Source organism: Butyricicoccus faecihominis (genome assembly GCF_024462775.1).
GTDB lineage: Bacteria > Bacillota > Clostridia > Oscillospirales > Butyricicoccaceae > Agathobaculum > Agathobaculum faecihominis_A.
This window is the reverse complement of sequence record NZ_JANGCE010000015.1, coordinates 47,627-72,395: the sequence shown is the minus strand read 5'-3', so window position 1 is coordinate 72,395 and position 24,769 is coordinate 47,627. Positions and strand designations below refer to the sequence as shown.

General features: G+C 51.6%; 23 protein-coding genes. 16 read left to right on the top strand and 7 right to left on the bottom strand.

Going from position 1 to position 24,769, the window contains the following annotated elements:
- Positions 1 to 15 precede the first annotated feature (15 nt).
- The 4 genes from NE562_RS09495 to NE562_RS09480 all read left to right on the top strand — a co-directional run bounded on the left by NE562_RS09495 (position 16) and on the right by NE562_RS09480 (position 4,305).
- Entirely contained in the window at positions 16 to 876 is an 861-nt protein-coding gene (locus NE562_RS09495; protein WP_280962173.1) for a transketolase, read from the top strand.
- Positions 877 to 882: 6 nt separating this feature from the next.
- Positions 883 to 1,848: a transketolase family protein gene (locus NE562_RS09490; protein WP_280962172.1), complete on the top strand. Its 966-nt coding sequence runs from the start codon at positions 883 to 885 to the stop codon at positions 1,846 to 1,848.
- 213 nt (positions 1,849 to 2,061) lie between these two features.
- A complete protein-coding gene (locus NE562_RS09485; RefSeq protein WP_280962171.1) occupies positions 2,062 to 3,366 on the top strand; it encodes a Na+/H+ antiporter NhaC family protein in 1,305 nt (434 codons plus the stop codon).
- 24 nt (positions 3,367 to 3,390) lie between these two features.
- Positions 3,391 to 4,305: an acetamidase/formamidase family protein gene (locus tag NE562_RS09480; protein ID WP_280962170.1), complete on the top strand. Its 915-nt coding sequence runs from the start codon at positions 3,391 to 3,393 to the stop codon at positions 4,303 to 4,305.
- A 106-nt stretch (positions 4,306 to 4,411) separates the two neighbouring features.
- On the opposite strand, the gene NE562_RS09475 is transcribed toward NE562_RS09480, so the two are convergent.
- Positions 4,412 to 5,224 (bottom strand): MerR family DNA-binding transcriptional regulator, encoded by an 813-nt coding sequence (locus NE562_RS09475; protein WP_280962169.1) that lies wholly within the window; start codon positions 5,222 to 5,224, stop codon positions 4,412 to 4,414.
- A gap of 111 nt (positions 5,225 to 5,335) precedes the next feature.
- On the opposite strand from NE562_RS09475, the gene NE562_RS09470 reads away from it, so the two are divergent.
- Together NE562_RS09470 and NE562_RS09465 are read left to right on the top strand one after the other, a co-directional pair.
- The gene (locus NE562_RS09470) at positions 5,336 to 6,496 is read left to right on the top strand and encodes an iron-containing alcohol dehydrogenase (RefSeq protein ID WP_280962168.1); all 1,161 of its coding nucleotides are present in this window, start codon (positions 5,336 to 5,338) and stop codon (positions 6,494 to 6,496) included.
- Positions 6,497 to 6,836: 340 nt separating this feature from the next.
- Positions 6,837 to 7,289: an Lrp/AsnC family transcriptional regulator gene (locus tag NE562_RS09465; protein WP_280962167.1), complete on the top strand. Its 453-nt coding sequence runs from the start codon at positions 6,837 to 6,839 to the stop codon at positions 7,287 to 7,289.
- A gap of 53 nt (positions 7,290 to 7,342) precedes the next feature.
- Here the strand turns inward: NE562_RS09465 and NE562_RS09460 are convergent, their stop codons facing one another.
- From NE562_RS09460 to NE562_RS09435, 6 genes are read right to left on the bottom strand one after another with little or no spacing between them, the layout of a single operon-like run.
- Positions 7,343 to 8,461, bottom strand: coding sequence for a lipoate--protein ligase (locus NE562_RS09460; protein WP_280962166.1), 1,119 nt, complete (start codon positions 8,459 to 8,461; stop codon positions 7,343 to 7,345).
- Positions 8,442 to 9,617: an SDR family NAD(P)-dependent oxidoreductase gene (locus tag NE562_RS09455; protein WP_280962165.1), complete on the bottom strand. Its 1,176-nt coding sequence runs from the start codon at positions 9,615 to 9,617 to the stop codon at positions 8,442 to 8,444. Before NE562_RS09455 ends, NE562_RS09460 begins: the two co-directional genes overlap by 20 nt.
- Before the next feature lie 48 nt (positions 9,618 to 9,665).
- Entirely contained in the window at positions 9,666 to 11,051 is a 1,386-nt protein-coding gene (gene lpdA / locus NE562_RS09450) for a dihydrolipoyl dehydrogenase (protein WP_280962164.1), read from the bottom strand.
- Positions 11,052 to 11,062: 11 nt separating this feature from the next.
- Positions 11,063 to 12,394, bottom strand: coding sequence for a dihydrolipoamide acetyltransferase family protein (locus tag NE562_RS09445; RefSeq protein ID WP_280962163.1), 1,332 nt, complete (start codon positions 12,392 to 12,394; stop codon positions 11,063 to 11,065).
- A gap of 2 nt (positions 12,395 to 12,396) precedes the next feature.
- Positions 12,397 to 13,386, bottom strand: coding sequence for an alpha-ketoacid dehydrogenase subunit beta (locus tag NE562_RS09440; protein WP_280962162.1), 990 nt, complete (start codon positions 13,384 to 13,386; stop codon positions 12,397 to 12,399).
- Between the two features lie 13 nt (positions 13,387 to 13,399).
- Positions 13,400 to 14,320 carry a thiamine pyrophosphate-dependent dehydrogenase E1 component subunit alpha gene (locus NE562_RS09435; RefSeq protein WP_280962161.1) on the bottom strand — a complete coding sequence of 307 codons (921 nt, stop codon included), beginning with the start codon at positions 14,318 to 14,320 and terminating at the stop codon, positions 13,400 to 13,402.
- A gap of 358 nt (positions 14,321 to 14,678) precedes the next feature.
- Here NE562_RS09435 and NE562_RS09430 point away from each other — a divergent pair, with 358 nt between their 5' ends.
- The 10 genes from NE562_RS09430 to NE562_RS09385 all read left to right on the top strand — a co-directional run bounded on the left by NE562_RS09430 (position 14,679) and on the right by NE562_RS09385 (position 24,764).
- Positions 14,679 to 15,395: a GntR family transcriptional regulator gene (locus tag NE562_RS09430; protein ID WP_280962160.1), complete on the top strand. Its 717-nt coding sequence runs from the start codon at positions 14,679 to 14,681 to the stop codon at positions 15,393 to 15,395.
- 289 nt (positions 15,396 to 15,684) lie between these two features.
- A complete protein-coding gene (locus NE562_RS09425) occupies positions 15,685 to 16,980 on the top strand; it encodes a helix-turn-helix transcriptional regulator (RefSeq protein ID WP_280962159.1) in 1,296 nt (431 codons plus the stop codon).
- A gap of 179 nt (positions 16,981 to 17,159) precedes the next feature.
- Positions 17,160 to 18,425 carry an ABC transporter substrate-binding protein gene (locus NE562_RS09420; protein ID WP_280962158.1) on the top strand — a complete coding sequence of 422 codons (1,266 nt, stop codon included), beginning with the start codon at positions 17,160 to 17,162 and terminating at the stop codon, positions 18,423 to 18,425.
- A gap of 71 nt (positions 18,426 to 18,496) precedes the next feature.
- Positions 18,497 to 19,372 (top strand): branched-chain amino acid ABC transporter permease, encoded by an 876-nt coding sequence (locus NE562_RS09415; RefSeq protein WP_280962157.1) that lies wholly within the window; start codon positions 18,497 to 18,499, stop codon positions 19,370 to 19,372.
- Positions 19,373 to 19,388: 16 nt separating this feature from the next.
- Positions 19,389 to 20,408, top strand: a complete 1,020-nt coding sequence (locus tag NE562_RS09410; RefSeq protein WP_280962156.1) for a branched-chain amino acid ABC transporter permease — start codon at positions 19,389 to 19,391, stop codon at positions 20,406 to 20,408.
- 15 nt (positions 20,409 to 20,423) lie between these two features.
- A complete protein-coding gene (locus tag NE562_RS09405; RefSeq protein ID WP_280962155.1) occupies positions 20,424 to 21,173 on the top strand; it encodes an ABC transporter ATP-binding protein in 750 nt (249 codons plus the stop codon).
- A gap of 1 nt (position 21,174) precedes the next feature.
- Complete coding sequence (locus NE562_RS09400) at positions 21,175 to 21,879, top strand: ABC transporter ATP-binding protein (RefSeq protein WP_280962154.1); 705 nt, start codon at positions 21,175 to 21,177, stop codon at positions 21,877 to 21,879.
- 158 nt (positions 21,880 to 22,037) lie between these two features.
- Positions 22,038 to 22,835, top strand: a complete 798-nt coding sequence (locus tag NE562_RS09395) for an MBL fold metallo-hydrolase (protein ID WP_280962153.1) — start codon at positions 22,038 to 22,040, stop codon at positions 22,833 to 22,835.
- A complete protein-coding gene (locus NE562_RS09390; RefSeq protein ID WP_280962152.1) occupies positions 22,832 to 23,899 on the top strand; it encodes a zinc-dependent alcohol dehydrogenase in 1,068 nt (355 codons plus the stop codon). The genes NE562_RS09395 and NE562_RS09390 overlap by 4 nt, the downstream gene beginning before the upstream one ends.
- Positions 23,900 to 23,972: 73 nt before the next feature.
- Entirely contained in the window at positions 23,973 to 24,764 is a 792-nt protein-coding gene (locus NE562_RS09385; protein WP_280962151.1) for a 5-deoxy-glucuronate isomerase, read from the top strand.
- The last annotated feature ends 5 nt before the right edge of the window (positions 24,765 to 24,769 follow it).

Genomic DNA, 24,769 nt, shown 5'->3' with positions numbered 1-24,769 from the left:
AAAGGATGATTCGTAATGAGAGAAAAATTACAAACCGTCGCCGAATTAGAAAACAAATGTATCGATATCCGGCGCAATCTGCTGACCTTTATCCACCGTATCGGAATGGGACACCTTGGCGGTGAACTGTCCCTTGTGGAAGTGGCGGTCGCAATGTATTACAAGTACTTAAACTATGATGTGATGGATCCGCACATGGAGGGGCGCGACCGCTTTATCCTGTCCAAGGGCCATTGCTCGGAAACCCTGTTCACGATTTTCTCTGATCTCGGCGCGTATACGCAGGACTACATGGTTGAGCACTTTGAAAGTCTGGACACTTATGAGTTCGGCATGCACTCCAACCGCAAAAAGTGCCCGCAGATCGAGGTCTCGGCGGGTTCTCTTGGTCATGGCCTGCCGATCGCGGTCGGCTATGCACTCGGCGCGCGCTACCGAAAAGAAAACTACCGTGTCATCGTAACGATCGGCGACGGCGAATTCGATGAAGGCACAAACTGGGAAGCCTTGATGGCCGGCGGCCATTACAAGCTGAACAATCTGGTTTGCATTCTTGACAAAAACCAACTTCAGATGACCGGCAATACCCGCGATGTCATGAACATTGACCCGGTCGATGAAAAGGTACGCGCGTTCGGCTGGAATGTCATTGAGATCGAGGACGGTAATGATATCGCGCAGGTTTGCGCGGCATTCGATAAACTGCCGCCGCTCGACTGTTCCAAGGAGGCCAAGCCGACGTTTATCATCTCGAATACGGTCAAGGGTAAGGGCGTTAGCTTTATGGAGGGCAACTATAAGTGGCATGGCGGCGGCATTGGCGACGATGACCTGAAGACTGCCCTTGCAGAGCTCGAAAAGATGAGAAAGGCGTGATGATTTATGGCAATGACGTTTGATTTTGATGCAATGGTCTCGAACGCTCGTGAAGCTTACGGCGAAGAGCTTTACAAGATGGCCAAGGAAGGCAAGGATTTTGTATTTACGTATTCGGATAATATTGCGCCGTCCAGCTCCGCGGGCAAGCTGCTCAAGGAGTTTCCGGAGCGCTGCTTTAACATGGGCATTGCCGAAGCCGATCAGGTGGGCGCGTCCGCCGGACTCGCGCTCGCCGGCTGCACGGTATTTTCCCAAGTGTTCGGTCCATTCCTGCCGCTGCGCGCGACCGATCAGATCCACACGGATATCGCCTACAACGACGTCAATGTCCGGCTGATCGGCACGCACTCGGGCGTGACCGCCGGTGGCGGCCCGACCCATAACGATATCGCGGACCTCGCGCTCTACCGCGCGATCCCGAACCTGACCGTGGTCGTCCCAGCGGACGCCGGCCAGTGCTGCAAGTTTATCCGCGCCTCGATGGATTTTGTAGGCCCGATGATCATTCGCATCGACCGCGCGGGCTCCCCGAATGTCTATGCCGAGGATTACGAGCTGGAAATCGGCAAGGCGATCGAAACCATAGCGGGCACGGACGCCTATATCATCTCCTGCGGCTCCAATTTGCATCAGTGCCTGCTGGCCGCCAAGACCATGCAGGAAAAGCACGGCGTAAGCGTTGGCGTGCTGGATATGCACACCATCAAGCCGCTTGATACGGACGCGATCCTGCGCGTGGCGAGCAAGACGGGCAATATCGTCACCGTAGAGGATCACTCGATCAATGGCGGTTTGGGCGGCGCGGTCGCGGAAGTGCTTTGCGAGAATGGCTATCAGGGTAATTTCCGCCGCGTCGGCATGCCGGACGAATTTGCGATCCTCGGCCCTGTGGATGCGATCTATCATTATTATGGAATGGATTGTGACGGTATCGTTGCGACACTGGAGAAAATGCTGAAGCGTCAGTAATGGCTGCAACAATATCTGGTTCGTGATTTTAGCGCCTTATGGCGAAAAAATCTATCGTGTAGGGCTTGAGGAGCATATCGGACAAAAGCATCGTTGCATTGCCGATTTCCTCAGGCCCTACTCTTATTGTACCGACAAGGGACTGCGGCTGAAACCGGTTGCGATCATGAAGTCGCAATTAAAAACAGAGAATATGGAAAGGGGGCTATCCTCATGATTTTTAATCTACCGCCTATCCTCGGTCTAGTGCCATTGGCTTTCGTAATTGTCTTGGCCTTCCATAAAAAAGTGCATCCTGTGATGAATATGATCATTGGTTCGCTCATAGGCGCTATTTTAATGCAGGAGAATCTGCTTAAATTCGGCAACGTCGTGGGAGAAGCCATGGGCTCTACAATGGGCTTAATCGGGCTTACCGTCATGTTCGGCGCCGGCCTCGCAGAAGTGCTGCGGGTTACGGGCGTCGCGGAGGTCATCGTCCGCTTTATCGTCAACCGCATCGGCATCAACACGCAGCGTCGCGCGATTCTCACCTCAATGGTTTCCGGCATCTTGCTGGTCTCCATGCTGGGCACCATGGCCGGCGCGAACGCGGTAATTGCTCCGGTCTTAATCCCGCTTGTAGCCGCAGTGGGCATTACGCCGGCAACGCTGGGGCTGATTTTTCTGGGCGCGAGCCAAACCGGCCTGTTCGTGGGGCCATTCAGTCCTCCCGCGGTAACGGTTATGTCTCTTACGGGGCAATCCTATCCGTCGTATCTTCTTTCGGTGCTCCCGCTTGCCATTGTAATGTGGGTTTGCACATACTTTATGGCCGGGCGCGTGCAGAAGATCACAGCGGGTAAGGAGTGCTATGGCCCTGAGGATCTTGTGGATCAGGACAAGGAATTCGTTGCAAGTCCGAAATCAAAGCGCGCCACCATCGTCTTTTTGGTTACGCTCTTCATCATGGTCGGCGTCGGTATCGCGACTCAGGGCGGCGCGCAGTTTGCGTTGATCATCGTGTTCGTTTCCGCCATGGTTACGGGTATTTCTTATCGGATGCCTGTCACTGAAATTTTTGTCAACATCCTGAAAGGCGCCGGCCGGGTACTCTGGATCTTCCTGCTTCTCGTCATGTCCGCTGTTCTTATAAAGTATGTCAGCGCATCTGGCGCATTCGACGTGCTGGGCGGTATGCTCACCCCGGTTCTGAGCGGCGCCGGCAAGCCCTTTTTTTCCTTTATGGCCAGCTTTATCGGTGTTTTCGGAATTTCCGGCGCGCACGTCGCACAGTCCGTCATCATCGACAATCTGTTTGGTACCCTTGCGCACGGCTTGCATCTTTCGATTCCGCTTTGGACACTGATCATGACCATCGGCACACAGATTACCACCCTTGCCTACCCCAATGGCGACATGTTTGCCGCGATGGGCATGGCCAAGGCCAAGGAAATCAAATACATGATGATGCTTTCCTATTGCGCTGTTATACCCGCGTCTCTCATTCTTGCAGCCGTGGCCGGCTTCATACTATAAACCCCAATAAACGGAGGTATTGACATGCAACTGCTTTCCAGAGATAACACACAATATACTTTTGATCCTGCTCATCAGCCTTGCATGAAGGTGGAACTGGGAGAGCGGTTTCGGGTAGAAACGCACGACTCCCGCGGCGGCCGTATGAAGACCCTTGCGGACTATCGCTCGACAGCGCCCGATCTCTCCCAGCCCATCCCGAAAATGAACCCAAGCACGGGCCCCATCGCCATCAAGGACGTCCATGCGGGCGACACCATTAAAATCACGATTCATTCGATCACCATTGAGCAGGGCGCGCGTGGATACGTGGTATTCATACCCGGCTTTGGCGTCATTAAAGACGTTTCCAGTGAGCCCACGGCCATTTTCGGGGAGCTCAAGGGCGAACGGATTGAAATGGAGACCGGCCTTTCCATCCCGCTCCGTCCACATATCGGCACGATCGGCGTGACCCCCACAAACGTAACGCCCACCTCTTTGTCGGGCACATATGGCGGGAACATGGATTGCCGTTTTGTGGAAGCGGGGACGGAGCTCTATCTGCCGGTTTATATGGAGCAGGCATTGCTGCTGGTCGGCGATGTTCATGGCTCCATGGGCGCCGGGGAACTGATGACCTCCGGCATTGAAATGCCTGCGACCGTAGAGCTTTCCGTGGAGAAGGTGCAGGGCGTGAAGATTAACGGTCCGCTGCTGCGCAAGGGTGATGAGCTTTGGACCATTGCAACGGCTCCCGAGTTTCAAGACGCCCTCAATTTGGCATCCGCTGATATGCTGCAGTTTCTGCAAGACTACGCGGGGGTGTCCCGGACTAACGCCGCCGCCATGATCACCAGCGTCTGCGACGCGCAAATTTGCCAGAGCAACGACCGCCTCTTTCCCTCCATCATTGCCTTGTCCGTTCATAAAGACTTTGTGCCTCTTTTCAAAGACTGACAAGCTGTAGTTCTTTTTATATCAAACAGGCTTTGTAATACAATCCCCGCAAAAAGAGCGGCGTATCCGCCCCAAATGGGTGGGAAACGTCGCTCTTTTTTGCGCGCTAATTGTCCGCCGGCAGCAGGCAACGCAATTCGTACATAGGCGCTTGAAAATTATAGTTTCCTGTAAATAATTCGGTGTCAAAAATGATTTTTTTATAGTGCAAACAAAATAGTTCAGGAAAAAACTTTGGAGCATTGTCAATGTTGCTTTCGTTTTGGACCAGACACCGGTATCTGGCGGCTGGAAGCGTCAATACATTGGCCGCTTTGGGAGGGGCGTTATAGGATGTATCCAGTTGTATATAAAGATATTTTTGTAATATATTATTCTCCTCTAGCGCCAATATGCCAAAATCATCCCCACGTTTCTGATTGCGTCTGATAAGTCCACAATAGGTATTGATAAATTTTTTGCTGAACTCAGGGTTGCCCATAGTGCCTTCGTATTTTGTGATCCAATACGTTTTCTCTGGTATGATACAGTCATACACCCCTTGGCTGTTTATGCATTTCTCAGCATGATCGATCAGGGCTTTCACGTCCTCCAACCGTTTTAAATTACTTTTGATTTCTTCTATTTTCTGTTCGGCAACCGAACGGCCCGTCTCTATGACCTTTGAGAAAAGGATTTGCTGGTCGTTTTGGGTAAACGAATCAAAGCTGCTGAGCGGTATGCCGAGCGCAACACATTGCTGGATCGCAAATACCATATAACCCTGCGAAAAGCTGTAATAGCGGTATCCGCTTTGCGGGTCGATGTAAGCGGGGCGAAGAATCCCAAGTTTGTCATAATAGCGCAACGAGGTCATAGAAACATCGGTAAGTTTGGATAGCTGTCCGATCGATAAAAGTGAATTTTTATCTCTTTCCATGCAAATTCCCCCTTGACTCTCATATTATATTAGACTTTATAATGAGTATAAAGCAAGGGAAATAGCTTGTCAATCTTATTACAGGGGTGAAAAGGAAAGGAGAAAAATGGTATGCAATACATGTTTCATGCGCAGCCGATGATCACCTACGGAGAAGGGTGCTCCGCTTTGATCGGGCAGATGGTGCAAAAGGCCGGCGTGCCCGCAAACGCTACCGTTATGTTGGTACATGGTAAAAACGTCAAGGCATCCGGCCTTGTAGACAACATAGAGCATTCGTTGCGCGCGGCCGGTTACATCCTCGCGGATTTTGATAAAGTTGCCTCCGACGCGCCGGTCGAAATTATTAGGGAGGGCGCCGCATTCGCCCAAACGCATAAGATCTCCGCGATCGTGGCGCTGGGCGGCGGCAGTTGTCTGGATATCGCCAAGGCGATCGCCGTCATGCTAAGCAACGAGGGGGATATCTTAAACTTTGTTGGTATGGACGCAGTACCCAATCGCCGCAATGTCGTGCTCGCTACGATTCCGACCACCTGCGGCACGGGCAGCGAAGTTACGGACGGCGGCGTTGTCTACGATACCGAAACGAACCGCAAGCTTCCCTTCTGGGATGGTTATGCCGCGCCGGATATCGCGCTGCTCGATCCGGCCCTGCTCACCAAGCTGCCCTTACAGTTGGTTGCACAGACCGCGCTTGACGCGCTGGCGCACAGTCTGGAAGCGTACACCAGCGTTGCCGCCAGCCCGATTTCGGACGCTCTGGCACTCGGCGCGATCCAAATGATCGCCGCGTATCTGCCCAAGGCATATACCGAGGAGCCGCAGGTCGATGATCTCGGTATGCTGCTGACGGCCTCGACCATGGCAGGCATGGCCTTTAACCGCAGCAGCGTGCATTTTGGCCATTCCATCGCCCATGCGGTCGGCGCGTTGGCGCACATCCATCACGGGGCCGCATGCGCGTTGGCAATGCCCCTGATCGTGCGCGAAGAAAGCCGTGCGCTGCCTGAAAAGATGGCAACCGTCGCAAAAATATTCGGTGCGGCCGATGTGGACGGTCTGACTCCTGAGCAGATCGGCGACTGCGTCTCGGAGCGCATACGCTCGTTTAACGAAAGCTTTGGAATAAAGCGCTGGGGACAGTATGGCGTCACCGAGGATCAGATCATTACAGTCTTGCAATATATTGAGCAGGATCCGATCAAGCAAATGTCCGCGCAGCAGATCGCGCCGGAGGCCATCGCCGCTTTCTTGAAGGAAGGCCTCTAAACACGCCGCGCATGTAGAACCGTGACACGATCAGGAACCGTCTGCGGTTACGCCTTATAGCAATAAGAATGGATCTTGCGCTATTGTATTCCTCCAACATCTTAGCTTTTGATCTCATCTCTCACCGATTACTACCACGATCTGCTTTTAAGCCTTAATTTTTAATACTCCCATTCTTACGGTAAGCAATAGCGTATTCCATTCTTTATGCGAACCCGCCGCCTGTTACTTCGGCAACGGGCGGCGGCTTTATTTTAGTGATCTTGTTGGTATGATGTTTACTGGACTGATTAATGAAGCACTTTTAAAAACCAGTGCGGAATGGAAAGGGAGGAGCCTTATGGATTCGACAGATCTGAAAATATTACAGCGCCTGCAAAAGAACGCCCGCGTCAAGGCGTCAACGATCGGGCAGGAAGTGAACATGTCTGTGTCGGCCGTCATAGAGCGCATTCATAGAATGGAGCAAAGCGGGATCATCAGCCGCTACACGGTGGTGCTCAATCAGAAAAAGCTGGGACAGCAAGTGACCGCCTTTGTGATGGTAAAGACCCAGCTGCCGGGCGCTTATCCGTTGCTGGTAAAGGATCTGATGACATTGCCCTATGTCATGGAGTGTAATAACATCACCGGCGAGTTCGATTTCTTGATCAAGGTGGTGGCCTATGACCTTGACGACGTCAACGCCTTTGTCAGTCAGCTGTCGGAACTGAACTATGTGACCGGTGTAAAAACCAACATTGTCCTTTCCGGCATAATTGTCAAGGATACGCCCCTCCCGATGCGGGTCTAAATGACGATGGGGATGCGGCGAACAGTGGCCGCGGTTGCGAAACGATACGGCTTCTATGAAGTGATAAGCGCCGCAAGCCGCTCGGCGGAAAGGGAAATAAAATAGGAGCCGACATCAAACATGGACAAGCGCGCCAATACCGCTTCAAAGCGGCAGGGGATGCCAACGAGGGCGCGCGCCAGCACAGTTGGATCGGAAACGCTGAAATAATCGCCAAAAAACGATAATCCGGTGATCGCGCCGCCCTGCGCCACGGACATGGAGAGCTCCACTGTGCCGCACCCTTCAAAATAACGCTGTTTTTGAATCTGATATTGCGGGGAACGGCCGTAATTCCATTCCCATGTGCGGTATTTTTCATCACGCAAAGCGCAGATCGACTGCACATCATCGGGCGTAAAGGAATAAGGCGTGAGATGCTCGCCGCATGAGATATGGCGGAGAAAAATTTCCTTAAACTCGTACAGCGTAAGCTTGGTAGGCAAATGCGGATAGATATTCGTTACGCGGCTCGAAACCGAGGCGACTCCTTTTGAGCGTATTTTATCGGCGTTAACACGCAAGGATTGAGAAACGATGTCAAGATCGGCGTGGAAAAGAAGCGTCCCGTGGCTCAAGCGGCGGCCGTTTTTGATATACTGCGCGTTGCCGGAAATTTTCTGACCATTGATGGCAATGTCGTTGCGTCCATTCAGCTCGGCTGTAATCCCAAGCGAGTGCAGAGTCTGAATAACAGGCATGCAAAATGCCTTGAAATTTATTTCATCCGCGGATTGCGCATCCGTGATAAATGAAAAATTCAGATTGCCCAAATCGTGATAGACAGCGCCGCCGCCGGACAAACGGCGTACAACACGGATGCCATGATCACGGACAAACGAAGAATTAATCTCTTGTATGGTGTTTTGATACTTGCCTACGACAATAGCGTTATCGTTTTGCCAAAGAAGCAGGTATGCATGCGAACGATCCATACGCTCGAAAATATATTCTTCCGCGGCAAGGTTGAAATAGGGATCGGTCGAATAGGTTTCAATATAACGCATTGGTATGGGCACCTCCTTGGTGAAAACAGCGGTATAGATAATCGAATGACCAACCGGCAGGAGTGCTCCTTGTGGTTGGTCATTCGAAGAGAGAAGAGAGAAACAGTCAGACGAAACCCATTGCAAGGCCGCCGGTCACCGGGATATAGACGCCGGTTTCAAACTGCTGAACAAGGCAGTAAAGGACCGCTTGCGCAATGTCTTCGGCGGTGCAGCCACGGTGAAGCGGTTCCTTTTGCATATAATAGTCGATGGCATCCTGAACGGTTTTGCCACCCGGGATCTTGCCGGCCTTTAGGTACTGGATAAAAAGGCCTTTTTCCGGATCGCTCCATAGGGGACCGTCATAATAATTGCCCGGACATATGGCGTTGACCTTGATGCGATAGGGGAGTAGTTCTTTCGCAAAGCACTCGGTAAGGCCGAGCGCGCCGAATTTGCTGCCGCAGTAGGCGAAATTTTTTTGATATCCAATAAGGCCGGCAACCGAATTGATTTGTAAAATGTCAGCTGTGTAATCCGCATCAAAAGCCGACTGAATTTTCATAAAGCGGGATGCGCACTTGACACACCGGAAATAACCGACATAATTGATATCTGATATCTTTTTCATGATCTCGGAAGTCATGTTTTCCAGATCGCCGGCTATGACGATGCCCGCGTTGCTGAGCATGACGTCGATACCGCCGTAATGCAAAACCGCCTGTTCACAGAGCCGGCTGATGCCGTCGTCGCTGGAGACGTCTCCGATGACGGTATAAACCCGGTCCGGCCCATACCGCTCCGAGAACGCATGTGCAGTGGCGGCAAGCGTTGTCTGGTTGATATCGGACAGGACGACATAAGCGCCCGCATCGAGAAGCACTTGCGCAATGCCCTTGCCGAAACCTTGCGCTGCGCCGGTGATTACGGCAATGCGTCCGTGCAGGACTCCGTACGGCAGCGCGGGTTCCGCAGACGCGACCGTATCGCGGCCGGTGAATTGCTTCAGAAGCGCATCCGCACGCGCGGGAGTTTCGGCGCACGAGAAAACGCCGATATTTTCAATGCCCAGAACCGAGGTGTTTTTCGGCAGTGCACGAAGCTGGTCGTATAATGCGCCCATGCTCTCACAACAACCGATCCAAACGGCGGACAGGTCGGAATATGCGGATACAAATGCGTTTTGAGTGATGGAGGGAGCGGGCAAATGCCGCGCGATCGGGAAGCCAATGGGTTTGCTTTTTCCGCGAAAAGCTGGGAGAATATAAGCCGCGGTCAACGGAAGCGTTTGATATTCCATAGGCAATGCACGCAAAGTGATCATCCTTCCTCAAGTCATATGGGCATGTTAGAGGTTGTGAATTGCTTTGCCCGTCCATGCGGCAAGCACGGTTTCCCGGATCATTTCGCTGACCGTCGGATGCGGATGGATGGTGTCGATGATTTCGTCGGCAGTGGCTTCGGTCTGCATCGCCAGCGCGATTTCAGCGATCATCTCGGTTGCATGCGGGCCATAGAAATGCGCGCCCAAAATCTCGCCGTATTCGCCGTGCAGAATCATCTTGTACATACCGTCGGTATCGCCCTCAACCAGAGCTTTACCGCTTGCAATGGCGGGAAACTTGCCTACCTGAATCCGGTCGCCATACTGTTCGCGCGCCTGTGCTTCTGTCAGGCCGATGCAGGCAATCTCGGGCTCTAAATAGATGCAGGATGGGATACGGTCATAGCGCATGGACTTTTCATTCCCACAAATGCAGTCCACCACCGTTTCCGCTTCGGCCGAAGCGGTGTGCGCGAGCATCACTTTGCCATTGACGTCGCCGATCGCGAAGATATGCGGGATATTGGTGCGGAGCTGCGCATCGACCTTGATCGCGTTCCGTTCAAACGCAATACCGATTTTTCCAGCGTCTAGCCCTTCCGTATAGGGCGCGCGGCCAACCGCCATGAACACCATGTCGGCTTTCACGGATTTGCTTTCGGCGCCCACGGTAAAATGGACCGCGTCGTCGCATATTTTTTCCACGCGCGCGCCCAGATGAAAGACGACGCCGTCCTTTGACAGGCGTTTTTTTGCACGGTCGGAGATCTCATGGTCAACCATGGGCAGAATGTGCTCCATAAGCTCGATCACGGTGACTTTAACGCCCATTTTATGGAGCAAATATGCAAACTCCACACCGATCACGCCGCCGCCGATAATAGCGATTGTCTGGGGCAGGGCGTTGAGCGAAAGCATTTCCGTGCTGGTAAGAATATGATTGGCCCCTTCCAGCGTGATAAAGCTTGGCATGACGCTTGTGGAGCCGGTCGCAATAATGAAATACTGGGCGGTGATCTGATTGTCTCCGACGGAGAGGGTGTGCTCGTCTATAAAGCGGGCGGAGCCGGTTATGATTTTTGCGCCGTTTGCAGTCAACAGGCTTTTGACGCCCTGCGTAAGCTGCTTGACCACGCCTTCCTTGCGCGTCTGTACCGCTTTCATATCAACCCCGATTTGATTCGCCGCAACGCCGGTTACGCCGAATTTTGCAGATTCCTTGACCTCGTGGAGGAGATTGGCGCTCCTAATCAGTGTCTTTGTTGGGATGCATCCCACGTTCAGGCAGGTGCCGCCAATGTAAGTGGATTCTATGATACAGGTTTTTTTGCCGCGCTGCGCCGCTTTGATGGCGGCGACGTACCCACCGGGACCGCCGCCGATGACTGCAATATCATAATCGTAAATCATACCTGCTCACCTCACAGTAAAATGGCGACTGGGTTTTCCAGCAGCTGCTTCATATATTCGACAAACTGAGAAGCGAGAAGCCCGTCGATGATGCGATGATCGACCGAAAGCTGAATGTTCATGATGGGGCGGATGGCGATAGCGTCCTCGCCGTTTTCGTCCGTGATAACAACCGGCGTTTTTCTGACCGAACTGACCGACAGGATCGCCGCCTCGGGCGGGTTGATAATCGCGGTAAAGTTGCCGATGCCGAACATGCCTAAATTGGAGATGGAGAAGGTGCCGCCGCTGTACTCGTCAGGCGAGAGGCGGCCCTGCTTGGCGCGGGCGATCAAATCGCGGGTCTCGGTCGCGATATCGGATAGGGTTTTAAACTGTACGTTTTTGACGACCGGCACGATCAGACCGTTGTCGCCCTCGACAGCGACGCCAATATTGGTGCTTTTGTAAGTGATGATCTGATCCTTGACCAGCGCGGAGTTGATACCCGGGAATTTGCGCAGCGCCTTGCTCGCCGCCATGACCAACAGGTCAGAAACCGCGTACTTGACGGTTCCTTGCTCGTTGAGCTGCTTGCGGAAAGCTGTTAGGTTGGTTGTATCCACGCCATCTGTGAAGTATAGGTGCGGCGCGGTAAATTTGCTTTGGGACAGGCGGTCGCCAATGATCTTGCGCACACCCTTGTAGGGCGTTTCGCTTTCTACCAGCAGGTCGGGCGTTTCGGTCGATTGCATGGCCCGCGCAGCGGCGGCGTGTTCGACGTCGGCCTTCATCACCTTGCCGTTTGCGCCCGTTCCCGTCAGGCTGTCCAGCGCAACGCCCTGCGCGGCCGCGAGCTTGCGGGCAAGCGGCGATGCCTTGATGTCCCGCTCCGTAATGCCGCCGTCGAAACCGGTGCCTTTGATCCCGGCGATAGAAGCGGAGTCAAGGTTATTTTCCTGTATGTACTTCTGCGCGCGCGGCGTCAGTTTCAAGCTTTCCGCGGGAGCGTCTGCCGCTTCTGCCGTGGGCTGTTCCTCCGGCAGGTCGTCGAGATCCGCGTCGTCCTGCGCGTCCGCCGCGGTTTTGGTCACATAATTCGCTAAAATTGCATCCGCGTCCTCGTCCGCGCTGCCGACAACGGCGATCGGCGTAAGAACCGAAACGGTCTCTCCGGGCTCAAGGGCAATTTTCAACAGGGTGCCGGAGCAGCTGGCCTCAACCGTGACGACCGACTTGTCCGTATGAACGTCAAAGAACGCTTCTCCCGCTTCAACCTTATCGCCAACCTGCTTGTGCCACTGCGCGATTTGTCCTTCGTCCTGTGTATAGCCCAATTTAGGCATTACGATTACCTTTGCCATTTTTATACCCCCTGTACCAGCTTCTGAATGGCTGCAAGAATGGTCTTTTCGTTTGGAACAACCAGCTTTTCAAGCGCAGGGCTGAATGGTATGGAAACATCCGGCTCGCCCAGACGCATAATCGGCGCGTCAAGATCATAAAAAACATTTTCTTGGACGGCTGCGCAAATCTCCGCGCCGATGCCAAAGCTGGTATAGCCTTCGTCCACGATCAGCAGCCTGCCGGTCTTTTTGACCGATTGGATGATGGTTTCCTTATCCATCGGCACCAGCGTACGCAGGTCGATCACCTCGACGCTGACCCCCTTTGTGGATAAACGCTTGGCGATCTTCACACACTGGCCGACCTGAAAAGAGTTCGCCACAACGGTAATATCATTGCCTTCATGGACAATCGCGGCTTTGCCAATGGGCAGAAGCAGGTTTTCGTCCCCATCATCCGGCATATCGAATTCCATGCTGTAATGCTTGCGGTGTTCCACCACAATAACGGGGTTGTTGTCGCGAATCGCGGTTTTGAGCAGCCCCTTCGCGGTATATGCATCGGAGGGGATGACAATTTTACTGCCCGGGAAATGCGCGATCACCGCGTTTAAGTTTTGCGAATGCTGGGCGGCGGCGGCGCGGCCCGCGCCGATCGTCGTGCGGATTACCATCGGGGCGCCCTTCTGTCCGCCGGACATATAGCATACCTTAGCCATCTGGTTTACGATTTGATCCATTGCCACCAGCATGAAGTCAGAAAACATGATTTCAACAATGGGGCGCATACCGGTCAAAGCCATGCCGATGCCCATACCAACGAAGCCGGCTTCGCTGATGGGAGAATCCTTCATGCGCAGATCACCGTATTTTTCGTATAGCCCTTTGGAGCACCGCCATGTGCCGTCGCCAACACCGATATCTTCGCCAATCATCATGACCATCGGGTCGCGGGCCATTTCTTCATCAATCGCTTCCAAAACAGCGTCGCGATAATAGATTTTTCTCATTGTATTCCCCTCCTTAATCGCAGAAAATATCGTCCATTAGTTCCGAGGCGTCGGGATACGGGCTTTCGTCGGCAAACTTGCAGGCGACCTGAATTTCTTGGTCCACCTCTGTCTGAATCGCCTGCATTTCCGCTTCGTCCAGATAGCCTTTCTGCTTGAAAAGATCCAGCGGATCCCGTGCTTTCCATGCAGCCAGTTCCTCCGGCGGACGATAGGTGCCCGGATCGCTGCCGTTGTGACCGTGGTGGCGGTAAGTTTTACATTCCACGATAGACGGACCCTTGCCGCCGCGCGCATCCTGCACCGCTTTCCGAACGGTTTCATATACGGCTGCCACGTCGTTGCCGTCGATGGTATAGCCCGGAATGTCATACCCAATGGCGCGCTTGGCCAAATCATGCTCTTTGGTCACTCGGCGGCTGTCCACCGTGATGCCGTAAAGATTGTTTTCAATAATATATATAACCGGCAGGTCCCATGCCGCCGCCATGTTGACGCTCTCATGGAATGTGCCTTCGTTGGACGCGCCGTCGCCGAAGAAGCAGAGTACGACCTGATCCGTGCCGCGGTATTTGCAGCTATAACCGGCGCCGGTGGCAATCGGTATGCCGCCGCCGACAATGCCGTTGGCGCCGAGAATGCCGAGATCCATGGCCATAATGTGCATTGATCCGCCTTTGCCTTTGCAGTAACCGGTTTTTTTGCCCAAAATTTCTGCCATCATACGGCTCATATCTGCGCCGCGCGCAATTAAATGGCCGTGTCCGCGGTGGGTGGAGCCAATGAAGTCGCGGAAGTCGATGGCCGCGCAGGCGCCGGCGGCAACTGCCTCTTCGCCGATATAAAGATGCGCCAGACCGGCCATGCGGCCGGTTTTGTAAAACTCAAATACTTCCTGCTCAAACCGGCGGATCTTGTACATGTCTCTATACATGGTTTGTGCAAGCTGTTTGCTCAAATGATTCCCCATCCTAAATAGCATCTCCTTTGTTGGATTTATTATTATAAAATAGAAATATAAATATATTTCGAGATATACAATACATAGAAAAAATAAAATTGTATATAGCTTTTGTTTAGACAAATTAGAAAAAATCCCTCGCGGCGGCGAAGCGCTGTCCGTTCGCATAAATAGTCTTCATACCCTTCCATGGCGGATTGTTGGACAAAAATACTAGATTGAAAAGAAAAAATTATACATATTCTATTAAATTCACTTGAAAATCCTTCTTGTTACGGGAGATTACGTGTGGTATGATATTTATAATAATAAATGTACAAGGGGTGACTATATGGCCAAGATAGAAGATATCAGCATTAAAAAGCAAGTATATGAATATATCCGCGATATGATTTTAACCTTACAGATCAAGCCGGGCGAGAAGATTCCGGAAAGCTTGATCGCAGCAACGCTTGGCATTAGTAAAGGCCCGGTGCGAGAAGCCATTCGATTACTGTCATGGGAAGGGTTGATTGAAATCACCCCCAACCGCTCCGCCACGGTGACGGTCATTGATGAAAATGCGGTTCAAGAGCTTGCGCTGGTGCGGTGGCAGCATGATGAACTTGCCATTCCGCTGGCCATATATAATGGCAGCATCCGCGAATTTGCCGAGCTGCGCGAGCTGGCAGAGGCCTGTATCGCCGCCAATGAAGCGGGGGATATACTGCGCCGTCATGCGCTTGATGCACAGTTCCATTTAAAAATTATTGAAATTGGGAAGAATAAGCTTTTATATTCCCTCTATAACCGTATCATTTTGATGATACAGCTATGGCAAACCTTACACGTCACCTCGCCGGATAACTTGAAAGAAGGGCTGGAACAGCATCTGCGTATTGTGGACTGTCTGGAAAACCATCAAACGGAAGAAGCGCTCCATATGGTTCACAACCATACGAAAATTTCATATAACGTACATTTTGATGAGGAACTGCAAAAGCAGCTGAACATTGTTTGGCAGACCAAGGAAGCTTATGATGACAGGGCCTCAGAGAAATTTATTTGATTAGCGATCGATCAACGCCCGCAGGAGAATGGGTCCTGTGGGCGTTGATCTTTTTTTAAATGCACTTAAAAAGGCGGAAGCTTTTAGGGAAAAGCTGTTAGTACATCCTAAAATAGTTGGGCTGCTATATGAAAAATGGTGAAATTATATAAACTTTAGCTGCAAAATCAGTATAATTCGGCAATGGGATAAGCATTGACATTTTGTAAATAAAAACTTAATATATATTTATAAATTAAAAAGTAAAAAATAAAATGCATGAAGACGACAAAATAGGGAGGTGTAGCTTTTGGAAAACATACGGCTCGCAAGCAAAGGGAAACAGGCTTCTTTTCAGATCTATCCGTTTAGTGTCATGCCTGAAACGGATCGGATGCGAAGCAGTCAGGGGGAGTGGAGAGCCGGCATACCGCAGATACGTACAGCCGAACATTCCGCAGTCTCTCGGATTAACGCGGTATATGAGATCAAGGCGGAAAGACTGAAAAGAAACAACACATTTTTAGAGCGCCTTTTGTGTGGGGATCTGGATGGAAAGTATTTTCAGGAGCTGTTTCCCAAGCGGACAACAGGGGTGGGGATGATCCTGTTCAGTATGGATGTATCCAAATTGCTCAACATGTCTCTGCTGGATCAGCATGATGCCATTCTAAGCTGCATGAAGCAATGCGGCTGGGAGGGACACGTTTTTTCCGTACCACAGAGCATTTTTACGCTTTTACTGGAGGAAAAACATACGCAAGCGCTGGAACAACGGTTTACACAATTTGCGCAGCAGCTAAACGCGAAATTTGGATTTACTATTTTGACACATATCAGCGCAGCCTGCGAAAATACGGTGCAGCTCGGCGCCGAGCTGCAAAATAGCATGACAAGGATGCGTGCGTGCCAATATTATCATCACTCCTTGCCCGGTATCAGCAGAAGCGTACCCCTAAACGAACTGAAAGCCTGCCGGAGGGAAATAGAAAAGCTGTGTTGCGTCTGTTGTTTTGATCAAGCCGTGCTGCGCTTGAAAGAATTTGTCCAGAAGGCGCATGCGGAATTCTGTCGCCCATCCAGCATCAAAAATGCGGTGATGCGGTTGCTGTACGCTTTCGAGCCGGGGCTGGAAGAAAACGGCGGCGATCGAATTTACGACAGCGGCCAAAGCACGGTGGTGGAGCAGATCATGGAAGCGGATTCCCCGTCTGCAATGGAAGGGGCGCTTGAAAACTTCGGCATCTGTATGCTGAAGATCAAACTGAAGGGCAATCATGACGAATCGGAACCGATCGTGCAGGTTTTGGATTATATCCGACATAACTACTGGAGGCCGCTGCGGCAGGATGAAGTAGCCGTGGCAGCACATTTAAATAAATCTTACCTAAGTCAACTGTTTCAAAAAAAGCTGGGGATGACCTACAGCCGTTATTTGGAATATGTACGCATTCAGGAGGCGAAGCGTTTGCTGCGCACGACAAACAAAACCGCAGCAGAGATCGCAGAGGCGGTTGGATTTTCCGGGCAGAACTATTTTGCAAAGATATTTAAAAGCGAAGTCGGCGTCAGTCCGATCAAGTTTAGGAATGGAGGATGCGCATGAGTTTGTAACGTCAAACGGCTGATAGAAATTTGTAAGAAGTGTTTGCGTAGAAAATGATTATTGAATAAAAAGCCATACAGAGTCAATATCAACGGCGGAAACCATTTGCTATGATAAACGGGAACTGGTATAGGAGGAAAAAAATGAAAAGAAAGCTCGCTTTATTATTGATGACGGCTATGATGACATCGGCAATAGCAGGCTGCTCCGGCGGCTCGCCTTCTTCCGGCGAAGCAGGCGGCAACACGGAACAAGGCGGCGCCAAAACGGTGAATATCGGCGTGCTGCTGCCGCTTTCTGGCGAATCCGCGGTTATGGGCAGCAAGCAGAAGGACGCGATCGAATTATTCTTTGAAGACTACAACGCGGCCGGCGGGATTCAGTCGATGGATGGCGCGCAGGTGAATCTGGTTTTTGCAGATACTTTGGGTAAACCGGAGACCGGTGTTACCGAGATAGAGCGCCTGATCAATCAAGAGGGCGTGGACGCCCTGATCGGACCCTATAACAGTTCCGTCGGCGCGGCAACGGCGCCGATCGCGGAGCGGTACCAGAAACCGTATTTGATTTTAAGCAGTGTGGCAGACGAAATCATGAAGAACGATTATCAATACGTATTCCGCGCCAACTCTTGCACCTCGGATATTCTGGCTACCATCAGCACATTCCTGCAGGATTACAGCGGTCAAAACGGATTTGAACCCAAGACCTACGGCATCGTATATGAGAACACTGACTACGGTATGGAGAATTACATCCAGCTGAAGGATATGGTGGAGAACACCTTGGGCGGCACGTTGGTCCTCGACGAACCCTATCAGGCCAATACCTCCGACATGAGTTCAATCATCAACAAAATTAAAAGCGAACAACCAGACGTCGTGTTTCCGGTATGCTATCTGAACGACGCGATCCTGTTCGCGCAGCAGCTTTCCGAGTATCAGGCGAACACCACCCTGATTGCCACCGGCGGCGGCTTTGCCGTATCTGACTTCTGTACCAATGCGGGCGCGGCGGCTGAGTATGCGATCACCAATGCGGGGTGGAGCACCGGCATCCTTGACTACAAGCCTGAAGAAGCCAAGAAAATCAATGAGAAGTACACGGAAAAGACCGGCATGGAACTTGATGAGTACGGTGCGTTCGGCTACTTCAACGCTTCTGTTATGGCGAATGTTCTGGAGCGCGCGGCAAGCACCGACGCGGATGCAATCAGAGAGGCTTTCCTTGCCACGGATATTACTGCGGATGATCCGGAACTGCTGCTGATGCCTTATGAAGGCGTGAAGTTCGGTGAACGGGACGGCATGACGAACCAAAATATCTATAGTTGCAATATAGCTGTACAGATTCTGGATGGACGTTTCCAACTGGTAGCGCCGTACAGTCTTGTTGGAGATGAATCTCCGTTGGTGCTGCCTGTACCGGCCTGGGCGGAACGCTGATCGCTAATGCTTTTTGGCCTCATCTGCTCTGGTAGATGAGGCTAAATTAATAAAAACAGGGAGGGAAAGTGATGCAACTTCTCCAGTCATTGATCGACGGATTGCTCCTTGGCGGTGTTTACGCCACGATCGCCGCGGGACTGAGTCTGGCATTCGGGGTAATGCGTATTGTTAACTGGGCACATGGCGAATTCCTGATGGTTGCCATGTATGTAGCCAATGTTTTGGTGACGAGCACGGGAGTGGATCCATATCTGTCTATCCTCATTACAGGACCCGTCTTTTTTATCGTCGGTTATGTGCTGCAAAAAGGGCTGTTTAACCGTTTACTCCAGCGCGAAAAGGCCAGAGAGCCCATGAGCGTTATGATGTTTACGATCGGTCTGGCAATGGTGCTCACAAACGGCGCGCTGTTGCTCTTTAGCGCAAACACAAGAATCACGCCTACAATCTATCAGGGCAAATCCATCGTTCTTGGAGAAATGATGATTTCGATTCCGCGTTTCATTTCTTTCATGATCGCGCTGGTCATCACGACGGGCCTTTATTTCTTCCTCATGAAAACAGAGACCGGGCGCGCGCTCCGCGCATCGTCGCAGGATAGATCGTCGGCCACGCTGATGGGCATCAATGAGAAGAAGATATATTCGATTGCTTTCGGCATTTCGTTAGGGCTGGTCGGCGTCAGCGCGTCTCTGCTGATCCCCTTTTTCTCCGTCTATCCGACGGTTTCGCTCGTTTTCGGCTTTAAGGCCTTTGTCATTGTCGTTATGGGCGGTAAAGGCAGTATCCCCGGGGCGCTGCTGGGCGGCCTGATCGTCGGCTTGACAGAGAAGGTGGGCGGCCTGTTTTTCAGCGACGCCTATGCGCAGATTATCCTGTTCCTGCTGTTTGTAGTGATCTTGCTTTGCAAGCCCTCCGGGCTGCTGGGCAAAGAAAAAAGCTGATGACGGAGGCGATAATATGAAAGCAATCAATTTAAAATCCCCCAAGACGATTATCGCGCTTGCCGTCGTTCTGCTTGCGCTTGTTGCCCCGGCTGTGATTGACAACAGCTATATTCTCCAGTCGCTGATCATGATTGTCCTCTATGCATATTTGGCGTGCAGTTGGAACATAATCGGCGGATTCGGCGGACAGTTTTCACTTGGGCATTCGGTCTACTTCGGCATTGGCGCGTACATATCAACGCTTATGTTCAATCTCTATCAGGTTACGCCTTGGATCGGCATGCTGGTCGGCGCCGTTATTTCCGGCCTGCTGGCAATACTGATCAGCTACCCCTGCTTCAAACTGAGCGGATCGTATTTTACGCTTGCGACGATTGCGTTTCTGCATGTGATCCGATTGCTGATTACAACACAGGATAAGATTTTGGGCTTTGAGACCCGAGGTGCGCAGGGCTTGCAGGTAAAGTGGAGAAACGGCGGCCTGCTGGATATGCAGTTTCAAGACAAGAGGGATTATTTGTATGTGATTCTGCTGCTGCTCGCAGTTGTATTGATGGTATCCTATTACATTCGTCATTCCAAAACGGGTTACTATTTGGCGGCGATCAATACCAACCAGAATGCCGCGGAATCGCTGGGCGTGGATGTGACCCGCTATAAACTCAAAGCGATGTTTATCAGCGCGGTTTTTACCGCGATCGGCGGCACCTTCTACGCGCAGCTTATCCTATTCCTCGACCCGCAGCGAATCTTTGGCGCAGACTTTTCCATGGAGATCATGCTGTTCGCCGTGGTTGGCGGCGCGGGTACGATTTTGGGGCCGCTGCTGGGTGCGGTCTTGCTGGTCCCAATCAACGAATTAACACGAAGCTACTTCGGCGCGCAGTTTTCCGGCCTTGGCCCGCTGCTCTACGGACTGATCCTGTGTCTCGTTGTATTCTTCCTGCCCGGCGGTCTGCTTCCCAATATGAAGGCATTTTATAAGAAGCATAGGAATCCGGAACACCGCGAAACAAAAAAGGCGTTGGATTGAAATGGGAGGCGAAGTATGGAACAGATCTTAGCGGTAAGCAATCTTGTCAAAAAGTTTGGCGGTCTGGTTGCTGTCAGCAACATTGATATGACTGTAAACAAAGGAGAAATCGTTGGCTTGATCGGCGCCAACGGCGCGGGGAAGACAACAATTTTTAATATGATTTCCGGCTCGTTTCATCCGACCTCTGGAAAGATCCTATTGGAAGGGAAAGAGGTGCAAAACCTGCCGGCGCACAAAATGTGCAATTTGGGAATCGGAAGAACCTATCAAATTGTGCAGCCGTTTGCGGATTTGAGCGTGCTGGAAAATACCATGGTGGGCGCGCTGGTGCGCGACGCGGACGTGAATCGAGCCCGTACGAAATCAAAGGAGATCCTGAAATTTCTGGGAATGGAAAAGCGCATGCATGTGCTGGGCCGTGACTTGAACCTGCCGGAACTGAAACGTATGGAGGTGGCGCGCGCACTGGCGACCCAGCCAAAAATCCTTTTGCTCGACGAGGTCATGGCGGGACTCAATCCGTCGGACAGCGCTATGGTGATTGAACTTGTCAGAAAGATTAATGAATCTGGCGTGACGATTATTCTTATCGAACACGTGATGAAAGCGGTTATGTCGCTGTCGGATCGGCTCTATGTACTCAATCAGGGTAAATTGATTTCCAGCGGACTACCGGAGGAAGTTTCCAAGGATCCGGAAGTCATTAAATCCTATCTGGGTGAAAAGTCTCGTAAGAATCCACCGCAGAAGCAGGAGGAGTAATATGTTAAGGGTAGAGCATATTGATGTTAGTTATGGAAATTTTAAAGCACTTTATGATGTTTCGCTGGAGATTAATCCGGGTGAAATCGTTGCTCTGCTGGGAAGCAACGGTGCGGGAAAATCCACTACAATCAACACCATTTCAGGCATGACCAAAGTAAACGCCGGAAAACTCTATTTCAATGATACCTGCATTAACAATATGCCGCCGTATGAACGTGTCAAACTCGGTATTATACAGGTGCCGGAAGGACGCAAGCTGTTTCCGTTCATGACGGTGGAAGATAATTTGCTGGTTGGCTCCTATCTCAAGAGTGTACACGACAAGAGAAGTGACACCCTCTCTCTGTGCTACGAAATGTTCCCAAAGCTGTATGAACGCCGCAAGCAGATGGCGGGCTCCATGTCTGGCGGCGAACAGCAGATGTGCGCGATCGCCCGAGGATTGATGCAGCAGCCCAAGCTGTTGATGCTGGACGAGCCTTCGCTCGGTCTTGCGCCGGTCATTGTTGAGCAGATATTTGAAGTGCTGCAAAAGATCAATCAGATGGGAACCACCATCCTACTGGTTGAGCAGAATGTCATGTCGTCTCTGGAGATCGCTTCACGCGGCTATGTTCTGGAGATCGGGCGCAATGTAATGGAAGGAACCAGTCAGGAGCTGCTCAATAATGAAGAGCTGAAAAAGGCATATCTCGGTTTATAGAAAGCAGGGCAATGCGGCGTATTGCCTTAAGGCGCAGAATACACCGGGGAAGGCATACGTGGAGGTGATTTGTAAAACTTCTGAAAGAAGACAATGCTTTCCTGAGAGGGCTTGTCTTCTTTTTATTTGCCTGCAAGGGTCGAAAGAAGGACGATGTGTTGACGAGGATTTTTCATTTTGCAAATTCCAGCCTGTTTTTTTATGCGGATCGGACTGGGATACTGATTGATGGCTTGTTCGGCGCGGGACCGTATCAATGCTTTTCCCCGCTGTCCGCGCCGATCCGAAGGCAAATGCTCAAACGTCAGGGAATATTCGGACATGTGGATGCGCTGCTGTTTACGCATGCGCATGGCGATCACTGTGATAGGGATGCGCTGCACTTTTACCGACACCTTCACGAGCAGCCGCCGGCGGTATTTTTGTTCGGTGAATCAGATGACACGCTGCATGCCGACCGGGTGGACAGCAGAATACAGCGCTTGGAAGTAGGAGCCTTCACGATTTATGCTGTGGCGGCGCCGCATCAATGCATCGGTAAGAAGAATAAGGCATTATTTGCGCTGCCGAACTGCAGTTTTATCGTTTGTCAGGGAACAGAACGTTTTTTTGTAGCGGCAGATTCCCGTTGGAGGGAGGAGGACCTGAGGCTTGTGCAACCGTTTGGGCGCTTCAACGCGGTCTTTTGCAATGCCTATCACCTGATCTGGGATGAATCGAAAAGGTTTTTTGAAAAGCTGGATGCAGAAAGGATATATATTTATCATTTGCCCTTGCAAGAAGATGATATTTATGCATATCACAGTCTGGCAAAACACGCCGCGCAGAATTTTCGGATGCGGAATCAACGCCAACCGGCAATCATGCCGCAAATGGAATGGCTGGGCGAAGAAAAACCCCTCTGGGCGGAGAATCTGCAAAAAGCAAACCAACAGAAGGAAGAAGGCGAAACATGAAGCAAACAATGAAAGCGGTCGTGGTACGGGACAAAAATGACGTTGCAGTACGGAACGATATCCCGATGCCGCAAATAGGAGAATATGAGGCGCTGGTAAAGATGTATTCCTGCGGATTCTGCAATGGGACCGATTTCCACGTCATTGACGGTTCCCTGACCAAAGAAGAGGGCCTCGGGGCATATCCCACCATACTGGGGCACGAAGGCTGCGGCGATATTGTTGTAGTCGGGGCAAAGGTGCGGTATCTGCATATGGGGGATCGGTTGATTCATCCGGTCAACCGTCCCTGCGGCGATTATTCGATGACCTATGGCAATATGTGCGAATATGCGCTGGTTCCCGATCACTTGGCAATGTTGGAAGACGGATGGTCCAAAGATCAACTGCCGTTTAACGGAAATACAATTATTGGGGTAGAGCCGAATTTTGTGAAAATTCCGAAACATATCGATCCGATCGATGGGGGCGTATTGCTCAGTCTGTGCGAATGCCTTGGCGCGGTAAAAGATTTCGGAATCGGAGAAGGGGCAAGCGTGCTTGTCTATGGCTGCGGCCCAATGGGGCTTGCGTCAATGTATATCATGCGCGCGCTCGGCGTGAAGCGTATCGTCGCAGTCGATAGCATTGATTCACGCCTTGCAACCGCTAAAAATGAGGTTGGCGTCGACCAAACGATCAATTTTGAGCGGACAGCAGTGTCGGCGGCGCTGGCGGGGGAAAAATTCGACTTTACTTACGACGCGGTCGGAGCGGTTTCCATTATTGAGGAAAGCTCGCATTATCTGCGGCAGGGCGGAAAGGTTTGCGCGCTTGGGGTGTTGGGGGCAGGAAGAGACTTGCTTAATATGCATAAACTGCAAAACAACACCTCGGTACATATCCATAGCCAGCCGTATAAACGGTTTGGATTCATGACGGAGCTGGTTGCTCTTATTGAAGCGGGTAAGATCAATCCGAAGAATTTTTATTCTCACGTCCTGCCGATGGAAGACGTCCATCAGGCCATGGAACTGGTCAAAAACAAGCAGTGCCTAAAGGTGATCCTGAAGATTGCAGATTGAATTTTGTCAGGAAGCATGCCGAAACGGCTCGGCCGAATATGAAACGATAATGATTTTATAAGGAGTTAAGAACATGAAATACACCAGCAGCGGCTCTTTTGAGCAGGGCTATAATAAGATGATCTCCGCGGTTGAGAACCCGGAAATGAAGGGAATGGAGTTCGGCGTCGTCAAAATGGCGGCGGGCGATGTCATGCACTTTGACTACGCACAGGAGGTCGTTTATGATCTGCTCTCCGGCAAGGTGACTTTTGCGTGGGATGGGAAGAGTGAAACCGTGGCGCGTGAGGATTGCTTTCATGAAGGCGCGATTCTGCTGCATGTGCCACAGTGCGTCAAGGTAACGATCACCGCTGAAACCGAGACCGAGGTGGCGGTTGCGCGCACCGAGAACAAACGCAGCTTCGCAGCCAAGCTCATGCGTCCCGAGGATTGTCTGTGCGCCAACGAGGAACGCGGCGCGGGCCAAATGAACGAATGCTCCACCCGGATGGTGCGTACCTTCTTTGACCGTTCCAACTGCCCGGAAACCAACTTTTTTATCGGCGAGGTCGTGCACTTTCCGGGCAAGTGGTCATCCTACCCGCCGCATCAGCATGTGGAGCCGGAGATGTATTACTACAAATTTTTGCCGCAAAACGGCTACGGTCTGGCGGAGTTTGGAGACGACGCCTATAAGGTTAAGCACAACGACCTGACCGGCATGCCCGCACACGTGACCCACTCGCAGGCGGCGGCGCCCGGTTACGCGGAGTATTACCTATGGTGTATCCGATTGCAGGATGATAAAAATATCGTCACCACGACGGTGAAGGAATACGAGTGGATAACCGCGCCGGACGCCAAGTATTTTCCAGAAATCTAAGGGGG

Coding starts and splice junctions, on each gene's coding strand:
- NE562_RS09475 (WP_280962169.1), bottom strand. CDS start 5,224: ATGGAAAGAGATAAAAATTCACTTTTATCGATCGGACAGCTATCCAAA.
- NE562_RS09495 (WP_280962173.1), top strand. CDS start 16: ATGAGAGAAAAATTACAAACCGTCGCCGAATTAGAAAACAAATGTATC.
- NE562_RS09485 (WP_280962171.1), top strand. CDS start 2,062: ATGATTTTTAATCTACCGCCTATCCTCGGTCTAGTGCCATTGGCTTTC.
- NE562_RS09405 (WP_280962155.1), top strand. CDS start 20,424: ATGGAACAGATCTTAGCGGTAAGCAATCTTGTCAAAAAGTTTGGCGGT.
- lpdA (WP_280962164.1), bottom strand. CDS start 11,051: ATGATTTACGATTATGATATTGCAGTCATCGGCGGCGGTCCCGGTGGG.
- NE562_RS09415 (WP_280962157.1), top strand. CDS start 18,497: ATGCAACTTCTCCAGTCATTGATCGACGGATTGCTCCTTGGCGGTGTT.
- NE562_RS09430 (WP_280962160.1), top strand. CDS start 14,679: ATGGCCAAGATAGAAGATATCAGCATTAAAAAGCAAGTATATGAATAT.
- NE562_RS09480 (WP_280962170.1), top strand. CDS start 3,391: ATGCAACTGCTTTCCAGAGATAACACACAATATACTTTTGATCCTGCT.
- NE562_RS09390 (WP_280962152.1), top strand. CDS start 22,832: ATGAAGCAAACAATGAAAGCGGTCGTGGTACGGGACAAAAATGACGTT.
- NE562_RS09445 (WP_280962163.1), bottom strand. CDS start 12,394: ATGGCAAAGGTAATCGTAATGCCTAAATTGGGCTATACACAGGACGAA.
- NE562_RS09465 (WP_280962167.1), top strand. CDS start 6,837: ATGGATTCGACAGATCTGAAAATATTACAGCGCCTGCAAAAGAACGCC.
- NE562_RS09400 (WP_280962154.1), top strand. CDS start 21,175: ATGTTAAGGGTAGAGCATATTGATGTTAGTTATGGAAATTTTAAAGCA.
- NE562_RS09455 (WP_280962165.1), bottom strand. CDS start 9,617: ATGGAATATCAAACGCTTCCGTTGACCGCGGCTTATATTCTCCCAGCT.
- NE562_RS09410 (WP_280962156.1), top strand. CDS start 19,389: ATGAAAGCAATCAATTTAAAATCCCCCAAGACGATTATCGCGCTTGCC.
- NE562_RS09420 (WP_280962158.1), top strand. CDS start 17,160: ATGATGACATCGGCAATAGCAGGCTGCTCCGGCGGCTCGCCTTCTTCC.
- NE562_RS09435 (WP_280962161.1), bottom strand. CDS start 14,320: ATGTATAGAGACATGTACAAGATCCGCCGGTTTGAGCAGGAAGTATTT.
- NE562_RS09490 (WP_280962172.1), top strand. CDS start 883: ATGGCAATGACGTTTGATTTTGATGCAATGGTCTCGAACGCTCGTGAA.
- NE562_RS09385 (WP_280962151.1), top strand. CDS start 23,973: ATGAAATACACCAGCAGCGGCTCTTTTGAGCAGGGCTATAATAAGATG.
- NE562_RS09470 (WP_280962168.1), top strand. CDS start 5,336: ATGCAATACATGTTTCATGCGCAGCCGATGATCACCTACGGAGAAGGG.
- NE562_RS09440 (WP_280962162.1), bottom strand. CDS start 13,386: ATGAGAAAAATCTATTATCGCGACGCTGTTTTGGAAGCGATTGATGAA.